This is a genomic window from Desulfogranum japonicum DSM 18378 (genome assembly GCF_000429945.1).
Taxonomy (GTDB): Bacteria; Desulfobacterota; Desulfobulbia; order Desulfobulbales; family Desulfobulbaceae; genus Desulfogranum; species Desulfogranum japonicum.
The window spans coordinates 1-10,354 of the sequence record NZ_AUCV01000074.1; the positions used below are offsets into that span (position 1 = coordinate 1).

Annotated in this window: 10 protein-coding genes; 9 read left to right on the forward strand and 1 reads right to left on the reverse strand. The window is 46.5% G+C overall.

The window, feature by feature from the left end:
* Positions 1–325: 325 nt before the first annotated feature.
* The 9 genes from G493_RS0121510 to G493_RS0121550 all read left to right on the forward strand — a co-directional run bounded on the left by G493_RS0121510 (position 326) and on the right by G493_RS0121550 (position 9,760).
* Positions 326–2,380: a PAS domain S-box protein gene (locus G493_RS0121510; RefSeq protein WP_269746339.1), complete on the forward strand. Its 2,055-nt coding sequence runs from the start codon at positions 326–328 to the stop codon at positions 2,378–2,380.
* A gap of 31 nt (positions 2,381–2,411) precedes the next feature.
* Positions 2,412–3,218 (forward strand): PAS domain-containing protein, encoded by an 807-nt coding sequence (locus tag G493_RS0121515; RefSeq protein WP_028582034.1) that lies wholly within the window; start codon positions 2,412–2,414, stop codon positions 3,216–3,218.
* A complete protein-coding gene (locus G493_RS0121520) occupies positions 3,215–3,616 on the forward strand; it encodes an STAS domain-containing protein (RefSeq protein ID WP_028582035.1) in 402 nt (133 codons plus the stop codon). The genes G493_RS0121515 and G493_RS0121520 overlap by 4 nt, the downstream gene beginning before the upstream one ends.
* Complete coding sequence (locus tag G493_RS0121525; protein ID WP_028582036.1) at positions 3,600–4,010, forward strand: anti-sigma regulatory factor; 411 nt, start codon at positions 3,600–3,602, stop codon at positions 4,008–4,010. The genes G493_RS0121520 and G493_RS0121525 overlap by 17 nt, the downstream gene beginning before the upstream one ends.
* 6 nt (positions 4,011–4,016) lie before the next feature.
* Positions 4,017–4,604 (forward strand): SpoIIE family protein phosphatase, encoded by a 588-nt coding sequence (locus tag G493_RS0121530; protein ID WP_028582037.1) that lies wholly within the window; start codon positions 4,017–4,019, stop codon positions 4,602–4,604.
* Positions 4,601–7,444, forward strand: coding sequence for a response regulator (locus tag G493_RS30655; protein WP_051309767.1), 2,844 nt, complete (start codon positions 4,601–4,603; stop codon positions 7,442–7,444). Before G493_RS0121530 ends, G493_RS30655 begins: the two co-directional genes overlap by 4 nt.
* Before the next feature lie 193 nt (positions 7,445–7,637).
* Entirely contained in the window at positions 7,638–8,021 is a 384-nt protein-coding gene (locus G493_RS0121540; RefSeq protein ID WP_028582038.1) for a response regulator, read from the forward strand.
* A gap of 35 nt (positions 8,022–8,056) precedes the next feature.
* The gene (locus G493_RS0121545) at positions 8,057–9,091 is read left to right on the forward strand and encodes an HD-GYP domain-containing protein (protein ID WP_028582039.1); all 1,035 of its coding nucleotides are present in this window, start codon (positions 8,057–8,059) and stop codon (positions 9,089–9,091) included.
* 333 nt (positions 9,092–9,424) lie between these two features.
* Positions 9,425–9,760, forward strand: coding sequence for an ArsR/SmtB family transcription factor (locus G493_RS0121550; protein ID WP_028582040.1), 336 nt, complete (start codon positions 9,425–9,427; stop codon positions 9,758–9,760).
* A 300-nt stretch (positions 9,761–10,060) separates the two neighbouring features.
* Here G493_RS0121550 and G493_RS0121560 read toward each other — a convergent pair.
* Positions 10,061–10,354, reverse strand: a 294-nt coding sequence (locus tag G493_RS0121560) for a transposase (protein WP_028582042.1), incomplete at its 5' end; no start/stop codon positions are given.

A 10,354-nucleotide genomic window follows, 5' to 3' on the forward strand; every position in this document is an offset into this window, starting at 1 on the left:
CCGATTATGCGTATTTCTTTGAGTCTTTTTATGATTCTGTAGCAAGGTAACTTGTCCAACCATATTGCTTCTCCATTGTATTGAATCGGTTAGCTATGGTTGAATACACTGTCTGGCCAGAATATCACCTTCTTTATTTTTATTTTCAATAGGTTATTAAAGTTTTTCTCGGTTCATGTCGTACGCTTGCCCTGATAATGACACAAAAAGAGCCTGGATCACAATTCAATTATATTTACAAAAATCGACATTTTGGCTGGGGGCGTCGAATTAAGCGGTTTGCATACAACGAAAAAACAGATAGATAACTTGAGAGAGTTTTAATATAGACCGGCTACACCCCCTTGAAACCCTTGAAGAAGATGGGAAACATACCGGCCTGGCCAGAGATTTTCTCGATATTCTCTCCCAAAAAACCGGGGTACAATTCCAACCGGTACAGGGGACTTCCTGGGCAGGCGCACTTATAGGCATAGAGAATGGTTACATAGACATGCTCTCGTCTGCAACAAGAACCAGGGAATTGGAAAAGCATCTCAATTTCACCACTCCCTATATAACACTGCCACTGATGATATTCAGCAGGGAGGACCATCCTTATATTAAAGATATCGGTGAATTGCACACCGGAGTCACGGCAGTTGTTGACGGCCACGCGATTGTTGATTTTCTTGAAAAAGATTGGCCTGACCTCCCCTTACTCATGGTGAAAAATGTGGAGGATGGCCTGCGGGCAGTTACCTCAGGACGTGCAGATCATTACATCGACACACTGCTCACCACCTCATACAACATTCAGCGACTTGGTTTTTCAAAGATCAAGGTAGCTGGTGAAACCCCCTATACATACAGCCTGGGATTTGCTTCCCATAAAAAGCTTCCCACCCTCCACCAGATACTGCAAAAGGGGCTGGACTCCATCTCTGAAGAAGAACGTAGTGCCATATTTAACAAATGGCGTTCTATCCATTATGAACATGATTTTGACTATACACTGCTCTGGAAAATGGCAGCCATCGGTTTTGTCGTTTTGGGTGTTATTTTTCATTGGAATCGTCGTCTGGCAGCTGAAATCAATGACCGTAAACGTACGGAAAAAAGGCTTTTGGAATCGGAGAGTAAAAGCCATGCCATGAGCGAAGCCATACATGATGGTCTGGTTATGATTGATGAACATGCCCGCGTCATGTACTGGAACCAGGCTGCGGAAAACCTCTTTGGCATCACCGCAGAAGAGGCTATGGGCAAGAATATGCACAATCTTATCTCACCCAAAAAATATCATGCTGATGCACATAAAGGCCTGGAGAATTTTGCAATAACCGGGAAAGGACCGGTGGTTGGCAAACTGCAGCAACTCACTGCTATTCGCAAGGATGGCAGCAGGTTCCCCGCTGAGATAGGCGTCTCTTCATTTCAAAATAATAACAGATGGTACGCTGTGGGCACGATCAGGGACATAACCGAACGAATCGAATCACAGGAAACCGTGGCCAGGGTGAGGACTGAGCTGCAGCAGATCTTTGACAACACCCAGGTAGGCATCATTTTCATTAAAGACGAACACAAACTGTATCGCTGTAACCAACGCACAGCAGAAATTCTTGGTTATGAATCTCCCCAGGAAATGATCGGCATGGATTTGAGCGCCTTCCATCTTTCAGACAAACATTTTGAGGAGTTCGCTCAACGTTACCACACACAACTTGCCAAAGGTATCAGAGTTGTAACCGAATATGAAATGCGCCAAAAAAACGGCAGAAACATTTGGTGTTCATTGGCTGGAAATGCCCTTGACCATGCAAACCCACCGGATATCACAAAGGGTGTGATCTGGGCGCTGGACGATATCTCGGAAAAAAAAGCTGCACAGGAAGCACTACAGGAAAGCAAAAAACGGGTCAAAACCATCCTGGAATCTATTAATACCGGCACCATGATTATCGACCCGCAAAGCAAAATAATTCTGGATGTCAATCCAGTTGCGGCAAAAATGATTGGACTCCCCACTGAGCAGATTACAGGTAAGCGCTGCCACCAGTTCACCTGCCCCTGTGCAGAGGGGAACTGCCCGATCACTGACGACAAGCAAAGTATTACTAATGAGGAACGCCTTCTGTTAACTGCATCGGGAGTCGAAATTCCCATTTTAAAAACCGTTGTGCCAATACTGTTGGATGGAAAAAAAGAACTGCTGGAAAGCTTTGTTGACTTATCACAACAGAAAAAAATCGAGCAGGCACTCCAGGAAAACCTCAACGATCTCGAACGGTTCTACAGAATGGCAATTGATAGGGAAGAGAAAATGATCGATCTTAAAACTGAAATAAACGCTCTTCTTGTGCAAACAGGACATCCGCAAAAATATACCATCAGGTAAGAACAATCCTTTAACAAGGAGATATACCGAAATGACGAACTATATCCGCATAATCGACACAGATTTGGCAGTGCATGTTCTCGAGCATCTCCCCACTCCGGTGATGGCTGTTAACCGGGAGATGGAATTGGTATTTCTTAACGAGGCAGGCCTGAAACACATAGGCCGTTCATGGGAGGAAGTCAAGGGTAAGCCCTGTAAGGATATTTTACAATCCCGCCACTGTGGAACCTCGGAGTGCAAGATGCGCCAAGTAATGGATGGGGGCCAGGTTGCCACCGTTCGCAATGAGATGAAAATCAATGGCAGGACAGTCCCGGTTGAATATACAGCAGCAGCTTTGAAAGACCAGGATGGTACTATCGTTGGAGGAGTGGAATATATCATTGATATCACAGAACGCGTTCGCCAGGAGAAAAAACTTCAGGAGCAGAGTAAAACCATACGCGAGATATCAACTCCTGCCATTAAGTTGTGGGACAGGATGGTCATTCTACCGGTTGTCGGTGTCGTTGATTCACAGCGAGCCCAGCAGATGATGAGCGCAATGCTGCAAAAAATCATGGCTACGGCAGCTAAAGTGATAATTCTTGATATTCAAGGGGTTGCAGCAATGGACACGGCTGTTGCCAACCATCTCATAAAGATTGCAAAAGCCACCAAACTTATGGGCTGCAGGTGTATTATCTCAGGAATTACCCCGGCAGTGGCTGAGACGCTTGTTCAGTTGGGCATAGAACTTACTGATATAGATACCAACTCAACCCTGCAGGACTCTTTGTTCGACGCCTTCAGCTTGCTCGACCTGACAGTAACACCAAAAGGATCAAAACAGTGAAACAGTATTCGTCGGTATCAGCTCTGGGCTCATACACAATCAGCGATTGCCTGATTGTACCAGTGGCCCCTGAAGCTGAAGTGGAGGAATTACAGAGGCTCCACAGGGAAATACTGGAACTTGTAGCGGAGACAGGGGCAAAGGGTGTTCTTGTAAATCTCAGTTCCGTCAACATCCTCAGCTCTTACAGCTTTACTACTCTCAGAGAAATTCTCAGGGGCGTTTCATTACTGGGTGCCACGGGAGTGCTGGTGGGCTTGAGGCCGGGGGTAGTAGCTGCCTGGGTTGACCGCGATCTCGATTTTTCAGAAATGCATACAGCCCGCACTATGGAAGATGCATTGGCGCTTGTGACGACAAGAAGAGAAAAACAAGAGGCAGATGCAAAACAGGCTTAAGACATTACATTTTGAACTCACAGATCCCTTTGACAATGTTCAGGTGGTTATCTGTTGCAAACGTTTCCTGAAAGACCTGGGTTTTGGAGAAGCTCAACAGTATCTCATAGCATCTGCCGTATCTGAGTTATCTACTAATATTATTCGCTATGCCGGGAAAGGAACCATTTCCATAGGAACCACATATCGAAACGGCACTGTCGGTTTCGTGGTTGCTGCCCGGGATGACGGACCTGGAATACCAGACCTGAAAAAGGCAATGGCAGAAAATTATAGCTCAGGCAAAGGGTTGGGCCTGGGCCTGCCAAGCGTGAAACGGATTATGGATGAGTTTGAAATTCATTCAACACCCGGCCAAGGCACACGGGTTACAGCAATTAAATGGCTGGAGTAACTACGCATGCATATTGATTTCCACCTGGAAAAAAAAGCTCATCCGGCAAGTTATGGCGCCTGCGGCGATACAGGTTTCATACGGCAAACTGGCAACAGTTATCTCCTTGCCCTTGTCGATGCCCTGGGGCATGGAGAAAAGGCTGAAGACATTGCACGGAAAGCAGAAGCATTTCTGCAAGAAAATGCGAACAAGGAAGATCCGGCAGACATTATCCGGGGAATTCATCAATGCCTCAGGGAAACCCGTGGAGCAGTCGCAGCCGTTTGCAGGTTGGAAATCCCTACAGGACGAATACTTTACTCAGGTATGGGTAACATCACACTTCGTATTTTTGGCAAAAACCCTCAGAGTCTGATCACCCGGGACGGTATTCTCGGCTACCGGATCCCCAATCCTGTTACAGATGAGGTATTACTGAATCCCGGTGATATCTTTGTGATGAGTTCCGATGGCCTCAGAGAACATTATGATCCTGATATTTATCCGGGGCTCCTACAGGGAACATCGCGGGATATCTGTTTGAACCTGATGAAAAAACTGGGCAAGGGAACTGATGATATGTCCTGTATAGTTCTGAGGTACAGTGCATGATTGAACTTGGAATGCTTACAGTCAGTACAGCGACCGGCCTGAGAGATGCGGCTTTTAAAATACATCAGACATTGCGACTGACGGGATTTGAAGAGATCGAAGCAGTGAGACTCTCCACCGCGTTTATTGATCTGCTTGAACCTCAACATCTCAATGGTGAAAAGAAGGTACACGTGAATATCGGCGTCAAATGGCAACAGGACCGGTACCATATCTGTATTGACCTCAATTCTTTCAGCAACACCATCGATATCAGTTGGGCTGAACGCTATTTCGACTTGATCAGGTCCGAAGAATCAGTCAATAATGCTCGCCGCTTAAGACTTTGCAAACAATTACCCACCCCTCTCTATATACCTTCTGAAGAGATTTGCGACACATTACGAAACCTTATATCACACCCTTCAGAAGACGAACTGCTCAACGATTTGCTCAAAAAAAATGAAGAGTTGCACAAAGCCAAAGAATTGACCGAATCAGCCAAACATGCTCTTCAGGATCAAGTGAATGAGCTGGCGCGCGCCAAACGGGCAATCCTGAATATCATGGACGACCTGGAAGATGCCAAGAAAGGGGCAGAGAGCGCCACCCGGGCCAAAAGTGATTTTCTGGCAAACATGAGTCACGAAATCCGTACACCGATGAATGCTATTATCGGCATGTCCCACCTGGCCCTGCAGACCGATCTCACCCCTAAACAGCGTAATTACATAGAAAAGGTTCATCGATCAGCTGAGTCACTCCTGGGAATCATCAATGATATTCTTGACTTTTCCAAAATTGAAGCAGGCAAACTCGACATCGAACACATTGATTTTCGCCTTGAAGATGTGTTCGATAATCTTGCTAACCTGGTAGGACTGAAAGCTGAAGAGAAAAACGTTGAGCTGCTGTTCGATATTCCGGCAGACATGCCGACCGCTCTTATAGGCGATCCGCTCCGGCTCGGTCAGATTCTCATCAACCTTGGGAACAACGCTGTCAAATTTACTGAAAAAGGCGAGGTGGTTATTTCCGTCTCTGTGGTGAAACAGGACGCACACGAAACCGAGCTGCATTTTCTGGTACGGGATACCGGTATAGGCATGACAGAGGAGCAGCAGAGAAATCTTTTTAAATCATTTTCCCAGGCAGACACGTCAACAACACGCCAGTATGGTGGCACAGGTCTCGGTCTGGCAATCAGTAAAAAGCTCACTGAACTCATGGGTGGAACAATATGGGTGGAAAGCGAGCACGGGAAAGGAAGCACTTTTCATTTCACGGTAATACTCGGCAAACAGCAAGGCGCTGCTTCAAAACGTAGAGCCGAGACCAAACTGTTTGACACATTCCGAATATTGATTGTGGATGACAATAAGGTATCACGGGAGATTTTGTCCACAATGCTCATCAGATTCGGCTTGCGCATTGATCAGGCAGAGACCGGTGAAAAGGCGATAGAGCTCCTGAAAAAAGCTGAGCAGGATGACCCCTACAAGGTCGTGATCATGGATTGGAAGATGCCCGGAATGGATGGTATCGAAACAACCAAAACCATCCAAAAAGAAACAGGTCTTACTGAAATACCAACAGTCATAATGGTGACGGCATATGGCCGCGAAGAAGCCTCAGCAACGGCAAAAGAGGTAAATATTTCAGGATTTCTGACTAAGCCTGTCACCCCCTCAACCCTGCTCGACGCAATCATGCTTGCCAGAGGGCATCACATTGAAACCGGTTCCCGTTCAAATCAGCAAAGCAAAGAGTCTGCAGACAATATCAAGCATCTGCAGGGTGCAAAGATACTGCTTGCAGAGGACAATGAAATAAATCAGGAACTGGCGGTCGAGTTGCTCGTATCCAATGGTATTAGCGTCGAAGTTGCAGACAACGGCCTGGAAGCCATACAGCGGATTGAGACAGAGGCATTTGACGGGGTACTGATGGATTGCCAGATGCCGGTTATGGACGGTTACGATGCAACACGCAGGTTACGTAAACAAATACAGTTCAAAGATTTACCTATCCTGGCCATGACAGCCAATGCCATGGCCGGTGACCGGGAAAAAGCCCTCCAGGCTGGAATGAACGACCATATTGCCAAGCCGATCAATGTGGACAGGATGTTTGCGACAATGGCCAGATGGATTACCCCTTCCCGTCCGGCAACTCCCGTCAAAAAGTCGCAAAAGAGACACCCTGCTATCCCAGCTCTTGAGGGAATCAACACCAAGGACGGTCTGGCAAGAACCCAGGGGAACAGTGAACTCTACCTGAAACTGCTGCAAAAAGTCTACCTCTCTCAACGAAATTTTATCACTGATTTTACCCGGGCCAAAGATGCGTCTGACCTGCAACTGGCCCAAAGACTGGCACATACCCTCAAAGGAGTTGCCGGTAATATAGGCGCCGAACATCTGCAGAAATGCTGTGCGGAACTGGAGGACCAGGCCAAATCCCTCCACATCACCCAGGAACTGATTGAAAAAACCGAATCTGCACTGCAAACGGTGATGAACGCGCTGGCACCTCTTGCCAGCCAGGAATCCAGCGAACCGGTACGGCATGCGGAAATAGACCTGGAGCGTCTGAATACGGTTCTCACCAGCCTCATTGCGCAACTTGAAGCGTTCGATACCGCTGCCCTTGATGCCATCAGTGAACATAAAGATCTTTTCATGGCTCCTCAAATCTCCAAATATTCCAAAAAACTGGAGAGCGCAGTGGAGGTATACGATTTTGAGCAGGCTCTTGTCATAGCACGCGAAATACAAGGAAAAATGGCCTTGCTCAGCACTAAAAAAAACATAACTCACGGGGTTAACAACACTGATATTTCAATGAGTTCGGAGTTGTAACTGGTCACAGGTGCTTCAGATTTGCAAGTGCGGATTTTCGCAGGTAAGCGAAGACTCCGGTAGGCTATCTATGCGGGAAACCTCGATCGTGCAAAGAAGTAAGCGGCCAGTGGGAGACTCCGTGGAGTCTGTGATCAGTTACGAAAAAACTGCAGAGACCATCCGGTATAACGAGAGGAGAAAAGGTGAATCAATGAAAGACAAGACAATACTCGTGGTGGATGATGCTCCGGAAAACCTCGACCTCCTGGTTGGCCTGCTGAAAGATAACTACAATGTCAAGGCGGCCATTAATGGGAAACTTGCTCTGAAAATCGCCCAGGCACCGAACAAGCCAGACGTTATCCTGCTGGATATTGTCATGCCTGATCTCGATGGTCTTGAAGTCTGCCGTCGGCTTAAATCAGATAGCGAAACAGCTGATATACCAATCATCTTTCTCAGCGGACAGGCAAGCAGCGAGGACTGCGACAGAGGGCTTGAACTTGGAGGCGCGGCATATCTGCACAAGCCAGTGGATCCGGGCAGCCTCTTCTCTCTATTGGACATTGTTCTTCCTGACCCGCATTTCTCATGATTTTTTGAAATCCGGGCTAACTTTTGAGGTGAACCATGCAAGCTGAAAAACAGACTGTTCTTGTGGTGGATGACACTCCGGAAAACATTGATGTTCTTGTTGGGACATTAAAAGATGCCTACAATGTCAAAGCAGCCATCAACGGCCTGATGGGACTCAAAATCGCCCGGGAAAGTCTCCCTGACATCATCCTGCTCGACATCATGATGCCCCAGATGGATGGATATGAAGTCTGCCGCAGGTTGAAAGCAGATATGGTGACAAAAAACATTCCGGTTATATTCATCACAGCCAAAATCGGCTTAGATGATGAACTTCACGGGTTGATGCTGGGGGCGGTGGATTATATCACCAAACCTATCAGCCCTCCAGTGGTTATGGCCAGGGTTAAAACCCATCTCGCCCTTTATGATCAAAACCGGGAACTTGACCGAAAAGTTCGATTACAGACAAGGCAACTCCATGAAACACGGCTGCAGGTTATTCAACGCCTGGGCAAGGCAGCAGAGTTCAAAGACAACGAAACAGGTCTGCATGTTATACGTGTAAGTAAATACGCCTACATTCTCGCCAAGGCAATGGGCCTGAATGAAACAGACTCAGACCTGCTTATGAATGCGGCCCCCATGCACGATATCGGTAAAATAGGTATTCCGGACATTATTCTGAAAAAGCCCGGAAAGCTTACAGACGATGAATTCGATACCATGAAATCTCATTGCGCCATAGGAGCTGACGTGATCGGTTTTGATGACTCAGACCTACTCCGGCTGGCCAGGGAGATAGCCCTGACCCACCATGAAAAATGGAATGGCCGCGGCTATCCACATGGCTTGATTGGTGACAACATTCCTCTGCCAGGAAGGATCGTAGCTATTACTGATGTCTTTGATGCCCTGACCTCAGACAGGCCCTATAAAAAAGCCTGGCCAACTGATTCAGCCGTTGAACTCCTCCATAAGGAAGCAGGCGAACATTTCGATCCCCAACTCATTCCGCTCTTCATCCAGTCGCTCCCTGAAATCATTAAGGTTAAAGAACGGTATGCAGAGACAAAGGGTGCAACGTAGGAAAAAAAGTGACTTTATCGCCCTACAGGCAATGATATAATTAAGGTGATACTCACCAGCCCACGCGAACATATCCTGGATTTTCAAGAATTTTCATATAACTGGAGACCGTAGTTTCTGCGAGCCCCAGCAGTTACCGATCTTGCAGACGCAAACCGCGCTTGCCCAAATCTGAAGCACCTGAGGCCTGTTACCCATGCACGATTGGTATTGAACAGGCTTTTCATTACGCGAAGAAATGTTTTCATATATTCCCAGCTTAAAAAATTACTGCCGGCGATTAACCATTAAATTTTCTTGACAAAAACACATGGTTAATTTACCAAATAACATATGAAAAAAAATGCACAGATTGAAAAAGAGATGGCCCTCATCGAAGCTAAAGCTAATGTCTTAAAGGCACTAGGGCATCCCACTCGGTTGTGGATGGCCGAGCAACTGGCTAATGGTGAAAAATGTGTTTGTGAGTTGGCAGAATTTATCGATGCTGATTTTTCAACAATCTCCAAACATTTGTCTGTCCTTAAACAGGCTGGGGTTGTCGAAGATGAGAAGCGCGGCAAGCAAGTATACTATCGCCTTAAAGTTCCATGCATTCTCAAGTACATGCCTTGCGTTGAAGCTGTCATTAAAGCATCTGTTAAAGAACAAATTGACCTGTTAGGCTAAACATAATCTGTTATTTTTTTCAGTTTTATTGGTTATTTTACCAAACAAACAAATGTATCACTATGGGTAGGGATTTTGCATCTCGGATCAGGGTGTTGGTGTTTGCAACCAGCCTGGACCTGCCCCTGATAGTTTTGGCTTCATATGAAAGGTGGAAAATTGCCAGGGTTGCAGTTTCTGCAATTACGCTGGTTATTTTCCCCCCAAACCAACCTGTTGAGCCCTTTGTAAAGGGCTTTATTGGCCTATCATTTTTTACCGTTACTCCCTTTTGGTGTGTTTATTTGGCTCCTCGCTACATCATGTGGGTAAGCCATAATTAAGTTTCCCACCGATAATGTATGCGATAGTGATAAGGTTTGGTTTGGTCCTGTATCCACGAGCCCTTGCTTTAGCGGCTTGAATGAGACTGTTCATACCTTCAAGTAATCCGTTCGAGATGTAAGAAGAGAACCATTGGAGAACACCTTCCCAATGGCGTTTGATGGTGTAAGCAGCCTGTTTGATAGGCTCCAGCCGACTGTGCGTGGCCCAGAAGTACCATTTTTTTAAATATTGCTCTGCGTCTTGCGGTTTTTGAGTAAAGAGTTCCTG

Coding starts and splice junctions, on each gene's coding strand:
- G493_RS0121545 (WP_028582039.1), top strand. CDS start 8,057: ATGCAAGCTGAAAAACAGACTGTTCTTGTGGTGGATGACACTCCGGAA.
- G493_RS30655 (WP_051309767.1), top strand. CDS start 4,601: ATGATTGAACTTGGAATGCTTACAGTCAGTACAGCGACCGGCCTGAGA.
- G493_RS0121530 (WP_028582037.1), top strand. CDS start 4,017: ATGCATATTGATTTCCACCTGGAAAAAAAAGCTCATCCGGCAAGTTAT.
- G493_RS0121515 (WP_028582034.1), top strand. CDS start 2,412: ATGACGAACTATATCCGCATAATCGACACAGATTTGGCAGTGCATGTT.
- G493_RS0121525 (WP_028582036.1), top strand. CDS start 3,600: ATGCAAAACAGGCTTAAGACATTACATTTTGAACTCACAGATCCCTTT.
- G493_RS0121540 (WP_028582038.1), top strand. CDS start 7,638: ATGAAAGACAAGACAATACTCGTGGTGGATGATGCTCCGGAAAACCTC.
- G493_RS0121550 (WP_028582040.1), top strand. CDS start 9,425: ATGAAAAAAAATGCACAGATTGAAAAAGAGATGGCCCTCATCGAAGCT.